Source organism: Clostridia bacterium (assembly GCA_028698525.1).
Taxonomy (GTDB): domain Bacteria; phylum Bacillota; class Clostridia; order JAQVDB01; family JAQVDB01; genus JAQVDB01.
Genome location: JAQVDB010000016.1, coordinates 18,521 through 36,451, shown reverse-complemented (window position 1 = coordinate 36,451; position 17,931 = coordinate 18,521). Strand labels below are relative to the sequence as shown.

The following is a 17,931-nucleotide window of genomic DNA, read 5'->3' as shown; positions in this document are numbered from 1 at the left end:
CATTAAAATTTAATAATAAGTCATGTTTGCATCAATTAATGTTATAATATAGAATATATATGTGAGTTTTAGTATGTAAATGTGTTGTTGAAAGGGAGGTTAATAAATGACCGGTAAAATAGAAAATGAGCTGGGAAGTATTAATATAAGCGATGAAGTGTTGGCTAATTTAGCCGGCATAGCAACTACTGAATGCTATGGCATAGTAGGAATGGCAGCCAAGAGGGCTACCGATGGATTAGTGCAACTGCTTGGCGCGGAAAACTTGAGCAGGGGTGTTAAGGTAAAGTCAGAAAATGATGAAGTTCTAATAGATCTATTTGTTATTGTTGAGTACGGTGTATCTATACAGGCCGTTGCAGATAATGTAATAAAAAAAGTTAAGTATACTATTGAAAATTTAACCGGTATGAAAGTAAACACTGTAAATATACATATAGAGAGTGTAAGGGTATAAGAGAGAAGGAGGCACAACTTTGGAACTACAGTATGTTGATGGGAAAATTTTAAAAAACGCTTTAATTTCTGCAGCGTGTCTGCTCGAAAAGAATAAAAAACAGGTGGATGCTTTAAATGTATTTCCTGTACCAGATGGAGATACAGGTACGAATATGTCACTTACGCTCATGGCTGCAGCTAATGAGATTAAAAAGTCAGACAGTTTAAATATTGAGGAGATTGCTGATCTAGCTGCAAAAGGATCCTTGAGAGGTGCTAGAGGAAATTCCGGAGTTATACTTTCACAGCTGCTCAGGGGTTTTGCAAAAGCTTTGAGAGGCAAAAAACAAGCGAGTACACTAGTATTAGCAGAGGCGTTTCAAAAGGCAGCTTTAACTGCATATAAAGCCGTTATGAAACCCACGGAAGGTACTATATTAACAGTTGCTAGGCAAGCTTCGGAGCACGCTGTTAGAATAGCTCCAAATGAAAAAGATATAAATAAGTTTATGGCTGATGTTGTTAAATCTGCCCAAAGGTCTTTGGAGAAAACTCCTGATATGCTGCCGGTATTAAAACAGGCCGGAGTGGTAGATGCAGGGGGAAAGGGGCTTATTTATATATTGATGGGTGCAACTCAAGATATATCAACGGATTTTGAGATCGCTAGCGATACAGTTCATCCAGAGGCAGACGCCACGGTGCATATTGATGATGAAATAGTATTTGGCTATTGTACCGAATTTATAATAAATGATACCGAAAGTACAAAAATCGAAACCTTTAGGAAAACTATATCAGGTTATGGAGACTCAATGTTGGTAGTTGGAGATGACTCTATCATAAAGGTACACATACATACCAATAACCCTGGGAAAATACTGGAATATGCAGTAGAATTAGGAGAGCTTTCTGATATCAAAATTGATAATATGAGGAGACAGCATAGAAGTATAGTTTTTAACGACCAAGATGATATCAATAACGAAGATGATAAAGTTACGGAAATCAAAGAAATTTCAATAATTGCAGTTGCTGCAGGAGACGGATTGAAAAAGATTTTTAAAGACCTAGGTGTAGACTATGTCATATCTGGCGGACAAACTATGAATCCAAGTGCAGAAGATATACTGGATGCAGTGGAAAAATTAAATTCTGATAATATTATTATATTGCCTAATAATAGCAATATAATAATGACTGCTGAACAAACAACTCACTTGACTGAAAAGAAAATACATGTGATACCTACCAAGACTATACCACAAGGCATATCGGCGCTTATTGCATTTAATCAGGATTTAGATGTCTATCAGAATGTAGAGCGAATGGTCGAAGCGCTAAACATGGTTAAGACCGGTCAGGTTACTTATGCTATAAGAGATACTGACTTTGATGGTATGAAGATAAAAAAAGATGACATACTTGGTATTTTAGATAAAAAGATAAACAACTCGGGCTCTGATATAGATAAAGTCGCTTTAGAACTGATAGATAGTATGGTAGATGATGATAGCGAAATTATTACAATATATGCAGGAGATCAAATATCTGAACAGCAAGGTGAGCAATTAAAAAAAGAGCTTGAACAGCGGTATGAGGATTACGAAGTAGAGCTTTATATGGGAGGGCAACCTGTATATTATTATATAATTTCTGTTGAATAAAATATTTTATTAGTTTTAAGGGACGAGCTGATTTTAGTTCGTCCCTTAAAACTAATAAGGGTTATCGGAGTGAGGCAATTTAAATGAATATATTAAACAATGATATAAAATATATAAAAGGAGTAGGACCTGCAAGGAGCAAATTGCTAAACAAGATAGGTATATTCACGGTAGAGGACGCTTTATATTACTTTCCTAAGGGGTATGATGATCGGAGCGAGATAAGAAAGATATCTGAAGCAAGGTTGGGGGAAAAAAACACATTAAAATGCAGTATAGTATCTGCCCCTGAAAATTTTAAAACTAGGAATAGATTGACAATAACCAAGGTGAGAGTAAAGGATGAAACAGGCAGTGCTTTTTGTATATGGTTTAATCAGCCGTATATGAAAACAAGATTTAAAAAAGGGGACGAATTTTTTATCAATGGCAAAGTAGAGCGAAGATTTGGACAAATACAAATCAATAGTCCAATAATGGAAAGTACTTCAACTGGTAAGAACCTATACACTTCATCAATAATCCCTATATATGGATTGACTAAAAATTTGTCTCATAATACTATGATAAGGATAATGAAAAATGTTGTTGATACATCATTAGATAATATTGGTGAAACATTTTCGGAGGATATATTAAAAAAATATAGATTAGTTCAAAAAAAGCAGGCGTTACACGATATACATTTTCCAGCCAATAAAAAAGCATATCTTTTGGCTAGAGAACGGCTTGTTTTTGAAGAATTATTTATGCTCCAATTAAGTCTGTTTTTCCTGAAAAAGAAAAATACAGAAAGCAAGGAAGGAATAAGATTTCTACGAGGAAAAGAAGAGATATATAAGTTTTTAGATACTCTTCCGTATAAATTGACCGAAGCCCAACAAATGGTAATGGACGATGTGATAAAAGATATGGAAGATAAATTTCCTATGAATAGATTGATTCAGGGTGATGTAGGATCGGGGAAAACGGTTATCGCAGTAACTGCAATGCTGAAGGCAGTGGTAAACGGCTATCAGAGTGCTATGATGGTTCCTACTGAAATTCTTGCAGAACAACATTATCAAACTGTCAAAAATATGCTCTATCCATTTGGTATCAATGTCCTATTGCTTACCAGTAGATTGACTGAACGGGAGAAAAGGATCCATTTGGAACAAATAGAAAGTGGAGTATCTGATGTAATCATAGGAACACACTCAGTGATACAAGCTAATATAAAGTTTAATAGATTAGGGTTAGTTATAACCGATGAACAACATAGGTTCGGAGTGACTCAACGGGCAGAATTGGCAAGAAAAGCAGAAAACCCTGATGTACTTGTAATGTCTGCTACGCCCATACCTAGAACACTGATGCATGTATTGTATGGAGATTTGGATATATCGATTATAGATCAATTACCTGCGGGACGAAAAGCGATAAAGACATATCATATATTCCCGTCAATGAGGAAGAGGTTGGAAAAATTTATACTTAATGAAATAAAAAAAGGAAGACAAGTGTACATGGTATGTTCTCTGATAGAGGATTCAGATAATATAGATGCTATATCAGCTGTTCAATTGTACGATTATGCAAAAAAGAGATTTAACAATATAAAAGTTGGGTTGTTACATGGAAAGTTAAAAGAAAATCAAAAAGAAGATATAATGGAGAAATTTTATCAGGGAGATATAGATATACTTGTGTCCACCACAGTAATAGAAGTAGGAGTGAATGTTCCTAATTCAACAATTATGGTGATAGAAAATGCAGAGAGATTCGGATTAGCACAGCTTCACCAGCTGAGAGGAAGGGTAGGGCGTGGAAATTATCAAGCTTATTGTATACTGATTTCTGATTTAAAAAGCAAGGTGGCAAGAGAGAGAATCAAAGTGATGGTAAATACTAATGATGGATTCGAAATAGCTGAAAAGGATTTAAAAATTAGAGGACCGGGCGAATTCTTCGGTGTAAAACAGCACGGAATACCTGAACTGAAAATTGCTGACCTCTCAAAAGATATAAGAATTTTAGAATTAGCAAAAAAAGCAGCCCAAGAAATCATAGATAAGAGCGATGAAAATGAGGAATACAAAAAGCTACTTTATATAGCAGTTCAAAATTTTAAAAACAAAATCAAACAAATAGCATTAAATTAAAATACATAAATTTCTAGTCTAAAATTTAAAATTTATGGGCAAAGTATTATTAGAACTTCAACAGGAGGTGAAATGATGGCTAGAAATAACAGAAAGCTGGTTCCGGAAGCTAGACAAGCTCTTGACCAGATGAAATATGAAGTAGCTAGCGAAGTTGGAGTAAACCTTAAACAAGGTTATAATGGAGACCTTACAGCAAAAGAAGCGGGATATGTAGGTGGAAATATGGTTAAGAAGATGATAGAACAAGCACAGCGCTCAATGGCAGGGAAATAATTTAATATTAATATAAATAAAAGAATAACCAGTATTGGTTATTCTTTTATTTGTTACAATAATTTGCTAGAGTAAAAACTAAATCAGTGGAGAAATTAATAACAGAAGATAAAACAGGAGGTGAAACAGTGGCCAGAAATACTAATCAAAAATTGGTGCCCGAAGCCAGACAGGCACTTGAACAGATGAAGTATGAAGTAGCCAGCGAAGTCGGAGTAAATCTTAAGCAAGGCTATAACGGTGATATCACTGCTAAAGAAGCAGGATACATCGGTGGAAATATGGTAAAAAAGATGATAGAGCAGGCTCAAAGATCCATGTCTAGTAAAACTTTTTAATAACATAGATAAAATAAGGGACGAATCGCATAATCGTCCCTTATTTTCATGCGTGTAGGATTTTATACGTGCTCCAAATCTAGCACACTATTTTAGCTTTTCCTGTTTGAGCGCTAGCGAGTTTGGGGAAAGCTTGGTATTTTCCAAATGAAATGAATATTAGTTACTTTAGCCGAATATTTATCGCATGAGCGTTTTCTATATATGTTCCGTACAAAAGTAAATGAGTTGCTCATAGATATTTGACAAAAAAAACTGGTGACTTTTGTCACCAGTGTCGGGAGAGGAGAAATTGAAGGAAGAGCTCTATGGGGAATATATACTGTTAAATAAACATTATTATTTAACAGTATATATTATTCTACAAAAACAACAAAATTATTCCCTAAACTGAGCTATACTATTAAAAACCTAGTAAATTTATGCTAAAATGAATAGAGTGAAAGGTTAGGAGGTAAAAACACAGGTTGAGAATAATTTCGGGTAGCGCAAAGGGAAGAAAGATAAAATCTATAAAGACGATGAATACTAGACCTACATCAGACAAGGTAAAAGAATCTATTTTCAATATAATTTATAATAAGGTGGATTCCAGCATTGTATTGGATTTGTTTTCCGGTACTGGCAATCTAGGCTTGGAATGTCTGAGCAGGGGGGCACGAAATGTAACTTTTATCGATGTTAGTCCTGTATGTATAAAGACCATATATGAGAATGTGAATTCGATGGGTTTTTCGGAGAGATCTACCATAATTAAAGGTAGGGTGGAGAGTAAATTAGGTTGCTTAAAAGGAAATAAATATGATTTAATATTCATAGATCCTCCCTATCTAAAAAAATTAGGTATTCCGGTGATTGAAAAAATTTCGGCATATGATATTCTTGATGAGCGAGGATTAGTAGTGGTAGAGCACAGTGCACGAGAGGTCTTCCCGCAGGAGGTTAAAGATCTTATCCAGTGGAAGAACAAAAAATACGGTGATACTTGTATAACTTTTTATATCAAAGGAGGCAAAAATGAAGATAGGAGTTTATCCGGGGAGTTTTGACCCGGTTACAAATGGTCATATAGATATAATTAAAAGATCAACAAAAATATTTGATAAGCTGATAGTAGGAGTGATTAATAACCCTAATAAATCACCTCTTTTTACTATGGAAGAACGAATAGATATGATAAGCAAGAGTGTTAAACAACAGAATCTAAAGGATATTGAGGTGAAAGGTTTTGATGGACTTCTAGTGGACTTTATGCGACAAAACAATGCTAATATCATTGTAAAAGGATTGAGAGCCGTTTCGGATTTTGAGTATGAATTTCAAATGGCTTTAATGAATAGAAAATTGGATAATGAGATAGAAACCATATTTATGATGACCAGCAAAGAATATTCATATTTAAGTTCTAGCATGATAAAAGAAGTAGGAAGTTTAAATGGTTGCATAAAAGGATTGGTACCCGATGTCGTTTTAAAAACTATTTTAAATAAATTGCGATAGGAGGCCATCAGTTTGGAGATATTAGATTTGTTGAATGAGTTAGAGGAGGAAATAGAGAACGCCTTTACAATTCCTTTTACTTCAAATGGATTGATAGATAAAGAAAAGATTTTTGGATTGATTAAGGATATAAGAATAAACTTCCCTGATCAATTGAAAGAAGCCCAATTTATAAAAACAGAAAGACAAAAGATATTAATAGATGCTCAAAAGCAATCAGAGATTATATTGAGTGAAGCAGAAGAGCATATCAAGTCCATGGTTAATCAGAGTGAAATTATCAAAAAAGCCGAAATACAGGCTCAAAAGATAATATCAAACGCAAACAAGAGCGCGAGAGAAATAAGAGTTGGATCAAGGGAATATGCCGATCAAATTTTGGACAAGCTTGAACGTAATCTGAACAATTTATTGTCGGAGATAAAAAATAACAGAGAGGAATTAAGAAGATAAAATTTTTTATTCTATTTTTTTAAAGGACTTATAGATTTGTTTGTTTATATAAATAATTAAACCTACTAATAAAATTAATACTGATACATATATAAAAGATTTAGAAGTAAAGGCGATTTTATCCCAAAAGGTTGAGTTGTGCATATCTACACTAAATACTGATTGAGTGATGACTTGAGAACGGATGTTAAAAAATGGCATTATCAGCAGGCTATAAAATCCTGCAAGTATGGACTGGATGATTTTAGCATATATATAAGGGGTGAGGGATATATCGGTTTTGCTAATAAAGCTGGCTGTTTGAGAATGAACTGATATTCCACCCCAAGTAATCACAGCAGCTGTGGCAAAAATTTTTTGGTGAATTGGCACCAAAGGTAAAGAACTTATTTTGTTACATCCGGTAGTGATTTCCAGAGCTCCACTTGCTATGCCTTTATACAATGTAGGGTGGATATTTAAAAATTTTGTACATATATAGAGAATATCTGATAAAATATTTACTATGCCTATATTAGAGAAAATACCTATCATTACAGAGAAGATTATTATGAATCCACCTATTGATAATATTGAATTTATAGAGTCTTTAATGGCGCTTCCCAATAGAGAACCAAAACTTTTTTTATTATTTATTTGAGCCTTATATAGTTGATGAAAGGCAGCTTTAAATATATTTGTTTTTATCGGTATGCTTTTACATGAATCTTTTTGGTATTTATAAAACCTAAAAATGATTCCTGTAGTTATACATGCCAGATAATGTGATATTAAAATTATAATGCCTACTTTTGTGGAGTTAAACATTCCTACACCTACAGCGCCTATTACAAATAGTGGACCGGATGTATTGCAAAAAGATAGCAATCTTTCACCTTGAATTTTAGTGATTACTTTATCCTGCCTCAATCGGGAAGTCAATTTTGCTCCCATAGGGTAGCCTGATGTGACACTCATAGCAAATACGAAAGACCCGCTACCAGGCACGTTGAACAATGGTGCCATCAATGGCTGTAGGAATATCCCTATAAAATTTACCAATCCTAGATTTATCAGTATCTCTGAACCCACAAAAAAAGGGAATAGGGCCGGGAAAACAACATTAAACCACATTTTAAGCCCGTCTAGTCCCGATTGATAGGATTGCTGTGGATATAAAATAATAAGGATGGTAAATACTAATGCCATCATTGCAGTTATGTATATTTTCATTGTTTTGGTTGTTTTGAATTTAAATAAAAGGATTGCCAGTATTATTGTGGGTATGAGTATCAATAGATACATATTATCCTCCGGTATATTTTAGGCCTTTCTTCATATATATTAATAGAAAATTTATTTTATGACTTTGATTCAGGAGTGGTGAACATGTACAAGATCGGATTAGCTCTAGGAGCTGGGGCTGCAAGGGGATTATCCCATATAGGTGTACTACAAGTATTTGAGGAAAATAATATTAAGGTAGATTGTATCGCCGGTAGCAGCATAGGTGCTTTAATCGGCGCTCTTTATTGTAGCGGTGTATCTGCACACATGATTGAAAAAATTGGAATGCAGTTAGAACAAAAAAAATATATGGATTTTATAGTTCCAAGAAAAGGATTTATTGCAGGCAAAAAAATTGTAGAATTGATAGATATACTGACGCAAAAAGCTGAATTTGAAGATCTAAAAATTCCATTATCAGTCATGGCAACTGATTTAAATAACTCTCGAAGTGTCGTTATAAGAGAAGGTAGCGTAAGTGAAGCTGTGAGGGCTAGTATTGCAATACCTGGTATATTTGTTCCGGTAGAAAAAGGTGACTCTCTATTAGTTGATGGAGGTGTTGCTGACAGGGTTCCTGTTCAAGCGGTAAGAGATATGGGGGCAGACATTGTTGTTGCAGTAGATGTTGGGTTTGCAGGTGCGCATAAAAAAGCTACAAACATTCTAGAGGTGATACTCCAGTCAATAGAAGTTATGGAATTGGAAATAGCTAATACCAAAATAATAGAAAGCGATTATTTGATCAGGCCGGATGTTAAAAATGTCAATCCTGCCAATTTTAATAATGTAGAGGAATGTGTGAAGCTGGGAAGAGAAGCTTCATTAGAAGTAGTAAATGAATTGAAGGCAAGACTATAGGATTACAGGTTTCATAATATGATCCATCCCTGCCCTCCTTTCTCTTTCATTTTGGTATCCCAGGGTATAAATATCTGTGGCGAATATTTCTTTTTGTATCATTTCTATCAAAAGTTTATTGGATATATTGAGGTGCTTAGGGATTTTATTTATCACAGGCAGGGAACTATTTTTATTTATATATGAAACGAGATGTGTAGCATTTCGTGAAAAACCTAATATTCTTATATACTGAGGACCTCCGTTTTGCATCAAAAGTTTGATTTTATTTTCGGTTATGTCCAGCATTATATTTACCAATATTCTGCTTAATCTGGTATATGCATATCTTTTAGTTTTGGTTTTTCTCAACAGTTCTCTAAGAAAACCGTATTTTTTTGAATTTCTAAGTATCCTATTTTCCAATCCTTCCGATATATCCATATATTTTAACAGATTATCTGGATCCTTTTTCCTTAATTCATATAATACTATTTGCTCAAATGAATCTAAAAAGATAGGTCCCCGTCCCATTTCAAATTCCCTGTGTAGAATTTCTAATATCGGCATTGGCATATTGTTTTCTAATTCTTTTGATTTAATTGAATTATTTTTTATTAATGTACGAATAGCCGTTGCACTGGATATTTTTTTGTTTAAGCGATGGGAACTATAGCTTGCTCCTTTTCTCTTTATAGTTATTGGTGTCATATTGCTGTCTATTCTTTTCAATGCCTTTAAATACTCTATAGCTAATATATTATTAGGAGAAGAAATTATTGATGACATATCCTCATTCAAGTAATGAGATATAGCCTGCTGTCTTGCCTTTGCAAAAGAATGTCCTTTTTTCAGATATCCCTTTAAGAGCCGTTTATAAGCACTAGGTTCATCTTTTAATATATCAGCTATCTTATTTAGCGATTGAATATTGCCACATTCGCTTCCGAAGGATATAAAATCAACTATATTTAAGCTATCAAGTATTTTAACACCAGCATAGGAAAACAATTCTCCGCTCTGCACTCCAAAGATTACTGGAAGTTCTACCACTATGTCGGCACCACCTTTCAATGCCATTTCAGTTCTTGCCCATTTATTGACTAGGGCGGCTTCTCCTCGCTGCATAAAATTTCCGTTCATGACACAGATTATGTAATCTGCATCTGTACGACGTTTGGTTTCTTGTATATGATAAAGGTGGCCATTATGAAAAGGATTATATTCTGATATTATTCCTGCTACTTTCATTGAATTCACCTCAGATATTAACTATAATATATATGATTGTTATAATTATATCAGTAAAAAGAAGGATTTTTAATATTAATGTAGAATTTTTACTGAGTTATGCAATTTCATTGTCTATATATTAACATTCAGAAAGGAGATATAATAATGACGCTTTTAGATCAGATAAAAGAGAAAGCGAAAACCAACAAAAAAAGAATAGTGCTAGCAGAAGGCGCTGAAGAACGTGTAGTTAAGGCTACTGAAAAAATATTGAAGGAAGGCATCGCAGAAGTAACCTTGTTAGGCGATGAAAAGCAGATAAAAAGCCTGGCTGACGGTTTGGATATAGCAGGTGCCCAGATTATTGATCCTGCTTTTTCAGATAAATTTGAAGACTATTCTACACAGTTTTGTGAATTAAGAAAGAAAAAAGGTATGACTATTGAGAAGGCCAGAGAGATTATGAAGGATCCACTGTATTATGGAGTTATGATGGTTAAAACCGGGGATGCAGATGGTATGGTGGCAGGTTCAATAAATGCTACAGGTGATGTATTGAGACCTGCTTTTCAAATTGTAAAAACAGCACCCGGCATTTCTGTGGTTTCAAGCTGCTTTTTGATGGTACTTAAAAACTCAGATTATGGAGAAAACGGGATATTGGTATTTGCAGATTGCGCAGTAAATCCCAATCCTGATGCAGAGCAATTGGCAGCAATTGCGTTATCCTCTGCTGAAACAGCAAAGAAATTGGCTGGAATAGAGCCTAAAGTGGCTATGTTATCTTTTTCTACAAAAGGGAGTGCAAGCAACGAATTGGTGGATAAAGTGGTACAAGCTACTGAGATAGCAAAACAAAAAGCACCTGACCTGATGCTAGATGGGGAATTACAGGCCGATGCAGCATTGGTTGAAAAAGTTGCAAACCTTAAAGCACCTTCAAGCAAAGTAGCTGGTCAAGCGAATATTTTGGTATTCCCTGATCTTCAGGCAGGAAATATCGGTTATAAGCTTGTACAGAGACTTGCTGGGGCAGAAGCTATTGGTCCTGTATGCCAAGGACTAGCTAAACCTATAAATGATTTGTCAAGAGGATGCAGTGTAGAGGATATAGTAAATGTGACTGCTATTACATCTGTTCAATCTCAGGAATAATATAAGGGGAGGTTAATAAGCAATGAATATATTAGTAATTAATTGTGGAAGTTCTTCGTTGAAATATCAGTTGATTGATATGGACAATCAAGATGTAATATCAAAAGGCAATGTGGAGAGAATAGGAATAGAAGGTTCTATTTTAAAACATAAGACTGCTGAAAACGGAGAAGTAGAAATAGAAAAGGATATGAAAGATCACACTGAAGCTATGAATCAAGTGATAAAAATGCTTGTTGATAAAAAGCATGGAGCTATAAAGAGCATGGATGAAATAGCTGCAGTTGGCCACAGAGTATTGCATGGTGGTAATAAATTTATTGAATCAGTTGTTGTTGATGCACAGGTAAAAAAAGCTATAAGAGACAATTTTGATTTGGGACCACTTCATAATCCTGCAAATCTGATGGGTATAGAGGCTTGCGAAAAAGTAATGCCTGATACTCCTATGGTTGCAGTGTTTGATACTGCATTCCATCAAACAATGCCAGAGGAAGCATATATGTATGCACTGCCTTATGAAGTGTACGAAAAATATTCTATCAGAAGATACGGTTTTCATGGAACATCCCATAAATATGTTTCTAGGAGGACAGCTAAATTTTTAAATCTTCCATATGATTCGATAAAAACTATAGTCTGCCATCTAGGCAATGGCTCAAGCATATCAGCTGTGAAAGATGGGAAGTGCGTAGATACAAGCATGGGGCTTACTCCTTTGGAAGGATTACCGATGGGCACCAGATGCGGCTCAATAGATCCGGCGATAGTTCCGTTTTTGATGACTAAAGAAAATATGTCTCCACAAGACATCGATGTATACATGAATAAGAAATCCGGTGTATTAGGTATATCCGGCATCAGCAGTGATTTTAGAGATTTAGAAGCAGCAGCTTCTGAAGGTAACAAGAGAGCAGAACTTGCATTAAAGATGTTTATATATAGCGTTAAAAAGTACATCGGAGCTTATGCAGCAGCTATGGGAGGATTAGATGTAATAGCTTTTACAGCAGGTATTGGTGAGAATACAGCTCTTATAAGAAAAGAAATTTGTGATGGATTAGATTTTCTTAATATCCATATTGACCATCAAAAAAATAAGGTTAGAGGAAAAGAAGCCATTATATCCTCAGATGATTCTAAAGTTAAGGTAGTTGTAATACCAACAAACGAAGAGTTAATGATAGCTCAAGAGACTCAAGAGATAGTTTTTGACAAATAAAGTATTGTTTGTCTTGACAAAGGTACTGACACTTATTATAATTGTTTTGTTTATACCATGAGGTGGTTAAATTGATGATAGATGTTTGTCAGATATTAAAAAACAGAGATAAAAGCATTGATTTTGAATTTAGCGTTCACAAAGGTGATATTATAATTGAATTTCCCGATATACAAAGTATAGGGCCACTAGTCATTGATGGAACTTTGACCAATGACGGAGAAAACTTGATTATGAATGGGAGCATGAAAGGTGAAATCCAATTGAAGTGTTCTAGGTGCTTGGAACCATTTACATTTGAAATTAATACTGATTTATTTCAAGAATTTACTATGGATGGGGATAAAGCTAAGGAACAGGATATTTATTTAATAAAGGACAACGAGATCGATTTAATGCCACTTATACAAGAAAATATATTGCTTTCAATTCCAACAAAATCTCTTTGCAAGGATGATTGTAAAGGATTATGTCAACAATGCGGTACAAATCTTAATTATCAAGACTGCAATTGTGTAGAGCATGATGATATCGATATCAGATTATCTGCTTTGAAAGACTTGTTTAAAGAGGATAAGGAGGTGGAACCTAATGGCTGTGCCAAAGAGGAGAACGTCAAAAGCGAGAAGAGATAAAAGAAGGGCTAATTATAAGCTTGCAAGTCCAAATGTGGTTACTTGCCCGCAATGCAACGAACCTAGATTACCTCACAGGGTTTGTGCTAGCTGCGGATATTATAAAGGAAAGAAAGTTGTAGACCAAGACTAAAAGAGTAGTGACCACTACTCTTTTAATTTTATGTATTTCATGCTGCATGTGTATAAATTTATCAACAAAAGTGTTGAAAACAAATAAAAAATACTATATACTTAATATTACTAGCAGGTACTAATATTAAGTACTGTTGTTAGGAGTGATTTTTATGTCACGCAAATCTATAGGAAAGAAGGAAAGACATAGATTACTGCAGAGAAAATTAAAAGAAGATCCGTTTTTGACCGATGAAGAGTTAAGTGAAATATTCAACGTGAGTATTCAGACTATTAGGCTGGATAGAATGGAGCTAGGTATTTCCGAGCTTAGAGAAAGAATAAAAGGTGTAGCAGAAAAAAATTATATGAAGGTTAAAACATTGGGAGGAAGCGAAATAGTAGGTGAACTGATTGATTTGGAGCTTGGGAAAAGTGCTATTTCTATCCTGCAAACAGATACTACTATGGTATTTGAAAAAACCAATGTTGTCAGGGGGCATTATATATATGCTCAGGCAGAATCTCTTGCAATAGCTGTAATCGATGCAAAGGTTGCCCTAACTGGTGTTGCAAATATAAAATACAAGATCCCGATTAAAGCAGGGGAAAAGCTGGTAGCAAAAGCTGAAGTTATAAGGGTAAGAGGCAACAAATATTTCGTATGGGTTAAAATAAAGGTAAAGCAAAAAGAAGCATTCAGGGGAAAGTTCATCCTTGTTTCTATAGAAAGAGAATAGGAGGAATTGTTCGATGAAAATAGCTGTGGATGCCATGGGTGGAGATAGAGGGCCTGAGGTAACTGTAAAAGGATGTATTGATGCTGTAAATGAATATAAGGATGCAGAGATAGTATTGGTGGGAAGCCAAAAAGCTATAGAGGGCTATATGGAAAAGTTTGGTTATACCGGTTCTAGGATACAGATATATAATGCTACCCAGCAGATATTAAATGAGGATGAGCCTGTGCGAGGGATAAAAACTAAAAAGGATTCATCTATGGTAAAAGGTCTTGAGATGCTCAAACGGGGTGAAGTAAATGCGTTTATTTCTGCCGGCAATACAGGGGCACTTCTTGCAGGGTCCTTTTTAAAAGTAGGCAGGATAAAAGGTATAAAACGACCCGCTCTTTCTCCTGTTATACCAACATTGAGCAAGGGTAGTTTACTTATCGATTCAGGTGCAAATACAGACTGTACACCAGTGCAACTCTATCAGTTTGCATTGATGGGTGCAGTTTATATGAATAAAGTGATGGGTGTAGATCGACCCTCAATAGGATTAGTGAATATAGGAACAGAATCCCATAAAGGAAATGAACTTGCAAAGGATGCCTTCAAAATATTAAAAGAAAGCGATCTGAATTTTTATGGCAATATTGAGGCAAGGGATATTCCGGCAGGCAAGGTTGATGTCCTTGTTTGCGATGGTTTTGTGGGAAACGTAGTATTAAAATTGATTGAAGGAACTGCAGGAGCATTGTTTTCACTGCTAAAAGAGGAGTTCACTAGAAACATATTTAGCAAGGCTGCTGCAGGTATTTTAAAGCCTGGTCTTAAGAATATTAAAAATAAACTTGATTATACTGAATATGGCGGAGCACCGCTGTTAGGAATAGACGGACTTGTCGTAAAAGCCCATGGCAGTTCAAATGAAAATGCTATAAAAAATGCCATAAAGCAATCGGTTTTATTTGATAAAAATAAAGTAATAAGTATTATTAAAGAACATTTGACAGAGGGGATAAATGATGGGTAAAGGTTTGTACACTGCAGGCATACTTGGAACTGGTAGCTATTTGCCTGAAACAAAGTTTACAAATAAAGACTTAGAAAATATGGTGGATACTTCTGATGAATGGATAACCAGCAGAACGGGCATCAAAGAAAGAAGAATAACAGATAGTAAAACTGCTTGTTCTGATTTGGCAGCAAAGGCTGCTATCAATGCATTGAATGATTGTAATATGTCGGCAAGTCAACTAGATCTGATTATAGTATCTACTGTTACACCGGATATGATGTTTCCATCCACAGCCTGTCTGGTTCAACAAAAAATAGGAGCCACAAGAGCTGCAGCATTTGATATAGAAGCTGCCTGTTCAGGGTTTATGTATTCTATATCTGTTGCAAAGCAGTTTATAGAAGGTGGAGTTTATGAGAACATTCTGGTGATCGGTTCAGAGACACTTTCAAAAATCACAGATTGGAGCGACAGGAAAACTTGTGTGTTGTTTGGAGACGGGGCAGGAGCGGCGGTAGTGTCTAGGGTACAGCAAGGATACGGTATAATGTCTGTTAAATTAGGTGCAGATGGTTCAGGGGCAGACCTTTTGAGGATGGAGGCTGGCGGTTCTAAAAATCCGGCCTCCATCATGACAGTCAAAAACAGGATGCATTATATAAAGATGGAAGGAAAACAAGTTTTCAAGTTTGCTGTTAAGACAATGGAAAGGGCAGCCCGGGATGTGCTCTCCCAATGTGAAATGGATGTAGATGATGTAGATATCTTCATACCACATCAGGCTAATATGAGAATAATCGATTTAGCAGCTAGGAAAATGAATATAAACAAAGAAAGAATATTCACAAACATTCAAAAATACGGAAATATCTCTTCTGCCTCAATACCTGTATCACTTGATCAGGCGTGTAAATTAGGCAGGATAAAAAATGGTGACAATGTTTTGCTTGTGGCTTTCGGCGGAGGTCTAACTTGGGGCTCCTGTCTAATAAAATGGTCTAAACATGATATCGGGGAGGAAATCATATGATATTGACAGAAATTTGTGAATTATTAGATATTAAATACCCCATAATCCAAGGGGGAATGGCTTGGGTAGCAACAGCTGAACTTGCGGGAGCTGTGTCTAATTCAGGAGGTTTGGGGATTATTGGAGCAGGGAATGCTCCTGTAGAGGTAATAGAACAGGAGATAAAAAAAGCTAAAAAACTGACACAACGACCTTTTGGAGTGAATATAATGCTTTTATCTCCATATTCAGAAGATATTGTAGAGCTTGTATGTAGTGAGAATATACCTGTAGTGACAACTGGTGCAGGCAATCCAGGAAAGTATATGGGCAAACTCAAGAATAAAGGTATAAAAGTTATTCCTGTTATTTCGTCTGTTGCACTTGCTAAGAGAATGGAAAAACAAGGTGCTGATGCTGTTATTGCAGAGGGACATGAAGCCGGTGGACATGTAGGCGAACTAACTACTTTTACATTGGTTCCACAAGTAGTCGATGGAGTGGATATACCTGTTATTGCTGCAGGAGGTATAGGTGATGGAAGAGGATTAGCTGCAGCCTTGAGTTTAGGCGCTAAAGGTATTCAAATGGGGACAAGATTTATATGTACTCAGGAATGTACAGTTCATATAAATTATAAACAAGCGATAATGAAGGCAAAAGATAGGAGTTCCACAATTACAGGATTAACAACAGGTCATCCGGTTAGAATACTTAAAAACAAACTTGCCCGGCAGTTTAAAAAGTTTGAAGATAATGGGATATCAATAGAGGATATAGAAAAATTAGGGGCTGGAAGTTTAAAAAATGCGGTTATAGATGGGGATGTGGATTTTGGTTCAGTTATGGCAGGGCAGATATCCGGTATAATTAAGGATATATCAAAAACTAGTCAAGTGATTGAGCAAGTAATAAAGGATGCGGAGAATACTATAGATAAGTTAAAAAGAATGAGTGATAAAGATGAGTAAGACGGCATTTATTTTTCCAGGGCAAGGAGCACAATATGTTGGAATGGGTAAAGAGATAGCTTTAAAGTATTCTGAAGCTATGCAAGTATATGATTCAATTGCCGGATTAATTGATATAGATGTGAAAGAACTCTGTTTTATAGGGCCTGAGGATGAAATAAATAAGACAGAATATACCCAGCCATGTGTTTTGGCTACTAGCATAGCTATCATGAAAGCGGTAGAAACGTTAAATATAAAACCCGATGTAGCTGCAGGATTAAGTCTTGGAGAATACTCTGCATTGGTGGCTTCAGGGGCTTTAGAGTTAAAAGATGCAATTAGAATTGTAAGAAAACGTGGAATGTATATGCAGCGAGCAGTCCCGTTAGGCAAGGGAGGTATGTCTGCTGTTATTGGATTGCAAAGAGAGGAGGTAGAAAGCTGCTGTGAATTATCACGGCAAAATGGGGTGGTACAAGCAGTAAATTATAATTGCCCTGGACAGATTGTAATTGCAGGAGAAATGCCTGCTTTAGAGAAAGCGGAACAACTTTGCAAAAAGGCAGGAGCACGAAGAGTAATTCGCTTGAAAGTAACTGCTCCGTTTCATACTGTTCTGTTAAAAGGGGCAGGAGAGAAACTAAAATATGCTTTTGAAAATGTGGAGATAGATAAGCTGAATATTCCAGTTGTGAGTAATGTGACAGCGGATTTTGTAAGTGCCGATCAGATAGTCGATATGCTCATTCGTCAAGTGAGCAGTCCAGTGTTTTGGGAAGATTCTATAAATAAGATGATCGATTCAGGTGTAGATACATTTATTGAAATTGGTCCAGGCAGGATACTGACTTCTTTTGTTAAAAAGACAAATAAAAATGTAAAGGTTTTTAATGTTGAGGATAAAAACACATTTTTGAAAATAAAAAGTGAATTTAGGAGTTGATT

Annotated in this window: 20 protein-coding genes; 18 read left to right on the top strand and 2 right to left on the bottom strand. The window is 35.4% G+C overall.

Annotation, left to right across the window (positions count from 1 at the left end; all coding sequences use genetic code 11):
• Positions 1-106 precede the first annotated feature (106 nt).
• The 8 genes from PHP06_03750 to PHP06_03715 all read left to right on the top strand — a co-directional run bounded on the left by PHP06_03750 (position 107) and on the right by PHP06_03715 (position 6,816).
• Positions 107-457 carry an Asp23/Gls24 family envelope stress response protein gene (locus PHP06_03750; protein MDD3839667.1) on the top strand — a complete coding sequence of 117 codons (351 nt, stop codon included), beginning with the start codon at positions 107-109 and terminating at the stop codon, positions 455-457.
• Between the two features lie 19 nt (positions 458-476).
• Entirely contained in the window at positions 477-2,105 is a 1,629-nt protein-coding gene (locus PHP06_03745) for a DAK2 domain-containing protein (protein ID MDD3839666.1), read from the top strand.
• Between the two features lie 83 nt (positions 2,106-2,188).
• Positions 2,189-4,249 (top strand): ATP-dependent DNA helicase RecG, encoded by a 2,061-nt coding sequence (gene recG / locus PHP06_03740; protein ID MDD3839665.1) that lies wholly within the window; start codon positions 2,189-2,191, stop codon positions 4,247-4,249.
• A gap of 72 nt (positions 4,250-4,321) precedes the next feature.
• The gene (locus tag PHP06_03735; protein MDD3839664.1) at positions 4,322-4,525 is read left to right on the top strand and encodes an alpha/beta-type small acid-soluble spore protein; all 204 of its coding nucleotides are present in this window, start codon (positions 4,322-4,324) and stop codon (positions 4,523-4,525) included.
• A 128-nt stretch (positions 4,526-4,653) separates the two neighbouring features.
• A complete protein-coding gene (locus PHP06_03730; protein ID MDD3839663.1) occupies positions 4,654-4,863 on the top strand; it encodes an alpha/beta-type small acid-soluble spore protein in 210 nt (69 codons plus the stop codon).
• Positions 4,864-5,330: 467 nt separating this feature from the next.
• Positions 5,331-5,912 carry a 16S rRNA (guanine(966)-N(2))-methyltransferase RsmD gene (gene rsmD / locus PHP06_03725; GenBank protein ID MDD3839662.1) on the top strand — a complete coding sequence of 194 codons (582 nt, stop codon included), beginning with the start codon at positions 5,331-5,333 and terminating at the stop codon, positions 5,910-5,912.
• On the top strand, positions 5,881-6,363 hold the full coding sequence (gene coaD / locus PHP06_03720) for a pantetheine-phosphate adenylyltransferase (GenBank protein MDD3839661.1): 483 nt from the start codon (positions 5,881-5,883) through the stop codon (positions 6,361-6,363). The genes rsmD and coaD overlap by 32 nt, the downstream gene beginning before the upstream one ends.
• A gap of 12 nt (positions 6,364-6,375) precedes the next feature.
• A complete protein-coding gene (locus tag PHP06_03715) occupies positions 6,376-6,816 on the top strand; it encodes an ATPase (GenBank protein MDD3839660.1) in 441 nt (146 codons plus the stop codon).
• A 6-nt stretch (positions 6,817-6,822) separates the two neighbouring features.
• Here PHP06_03715 and ylbJ read toward each other — a convergent pair whose 3' ends face one another.
• A complete protein-coding gene (gene ylbJ / locus PHP06_03710; GenBank protein ID MDD3839659.1) occupies positions 6,823-8,100 on the bottom strand; it encodes a sporulation integral membrane protein YlbJ in 1,278 nt (425 codons plus the stop codon).
• Positions 8,101-8,184: 84 nt separating this feature from the next.
• Between ylbJ and PHP06_03705 the strand changes: the two genes are divergently transcribed.
• A complete protein-coding gene (locus tag PHP06_03705; protein ID MDD3839658.1) occupies positions 8,185-8,943 on the top strand; it encodes a patatin-like phospholipase family protein in 759 nt (252 codons plus the stop codon).
• Here the strand turns inward: PHP06_03705 and PHP06_03700 are convergent.
• Complete coding sequence (locus tag PHP06_03700; protein ID MDD3839657.1) at positions 8,938-10,173, bottom strand: nucleotidyltransferase; 1,236 nt, start codon at positions 10,171-10,173, stop codon at positions 8,938-8,940. The two genes, PHP06_03705 and PHP06_03700, sit on opposite strands and share 6 nt — an antisense overlap.
• A gap of 147 nt (positions 10,174-10,320) precedes the next feature.
• Here PHP06_03700 and pta point away from each other — a divergent pair, with 147 nt between their 5' ends.
• The 9 genes from pta (at position 10,321) to fabD (ending at position 17,929) form a co-directional block, all read left to right on the top strand.
• On the top strand, positions 10,321-11,310 hold the full coding sequence (gene pta / locus PHP06_03695; GenBank protein ID MDD3839656.1) for a phosphate acetyltransferase: 990 nt from the start codon (positions 10,321-10,323) through the stop codon (positions 11,308-11,310).
• A gap of 22 nt (positions 11,311-11,332) precedes the next feature.
• On the top strand, positions 11,333-12,532 hold the full coding sequence (locus tag PHP06_03690) for an acetate kinase (protein MDD3839655.1): 1,200 nt from the start codon (positions 11,333-11,335) through the stop codon (positions 12,530-12,532).
• A 74-nt stretch (positions 12,533-12,606) separates the two neighbouring features.
• Positions 12,607-13,167: a DUF177 domain-containing protein gene (locus PHP06_03685; GenBank protein ID MDD3839654.1), complete on the top strand. Its 561-nt coding sequence runs from the start codon at positions 12,607-12,609 to the stop codon at positions 13,165-13,167.
• Positions 13,124-13,300 (top strand): 50S ribosomal protein L32, encoded by a 177-nt coding sequence (gene rpmF / locus PHP06_03680; GenBank protein ID MDD3839653.1) that lies wholly within the window; start codon positions 13,124-13,126, stop codon positions 13,298-13,300. Before PHP06_03685 ends, rpmF begins: the two co-directional genes overlap by 44 nt.
• A 154-nt stretch (positions 13,301-13,454) precedes the next feature.
• Positions 13,455-14,021: a transcription factor FapR gene (gene fapR / locus PHP06_03675; protein MDD3839652.1), complete on the top strand. Its 567-nt coding sequence runs from the start codon at positions 13,455-13,457 to the stop codon at positions 14,019-14,021.
• 13 nt (positions 14,022-14,034) lie between these two features.
• A complete protein-coding gene (gene plsX, locus PHP06_03670; GenBank protein ID MDD3839651.1) occupies positions 14,035-15,039 on the top strand; it encodes a phosphate acyltransferase PlsX in 1,005 nt (334 codons plus the stop codon).
• Entirely contained in the window at positions 15,032-16,054 is a 1,023-nt protein-coding gene (locus PHP06_03665) for a ketoacyl-ACP synthase III (protein MDD3839650.1), read from the top strand. The genes plsX and PHP06_03665 overlap by 8 nt, the downstream gene beginning before the upstream one ends.
• Complete coding sequence (fabK, locus tag PHP06_03660) at positions 16,051-17,004, top strand: enoyl-[acyl-carrier-protein] reductase FabK (protein MDD3839649.1); 954 nt, start codon at positions 16,051-16,053, stop codon at positions 17,002-17,004. The genes PHP06_03665 and fabK overlap by 4 nt, the downstream gene beginning before the upstream one ends.
• Positions 16,997-17,929: an ACP S-malonyltransferase gene (fabD, locus tag PHP06_03655; protein MDD3839648.1), complete on the top strand. Its 933-nt coding sequence runs from the start codon at positions 16,997-16,999 to the stop codon at positions 17,927-17,929. Before fabK ends, fabD begins: the two co-directional genes overlap by 8 nt.
• The last annotated feature ends 2 nt before the right edge of the window (positions 17,930-17,931 follow it).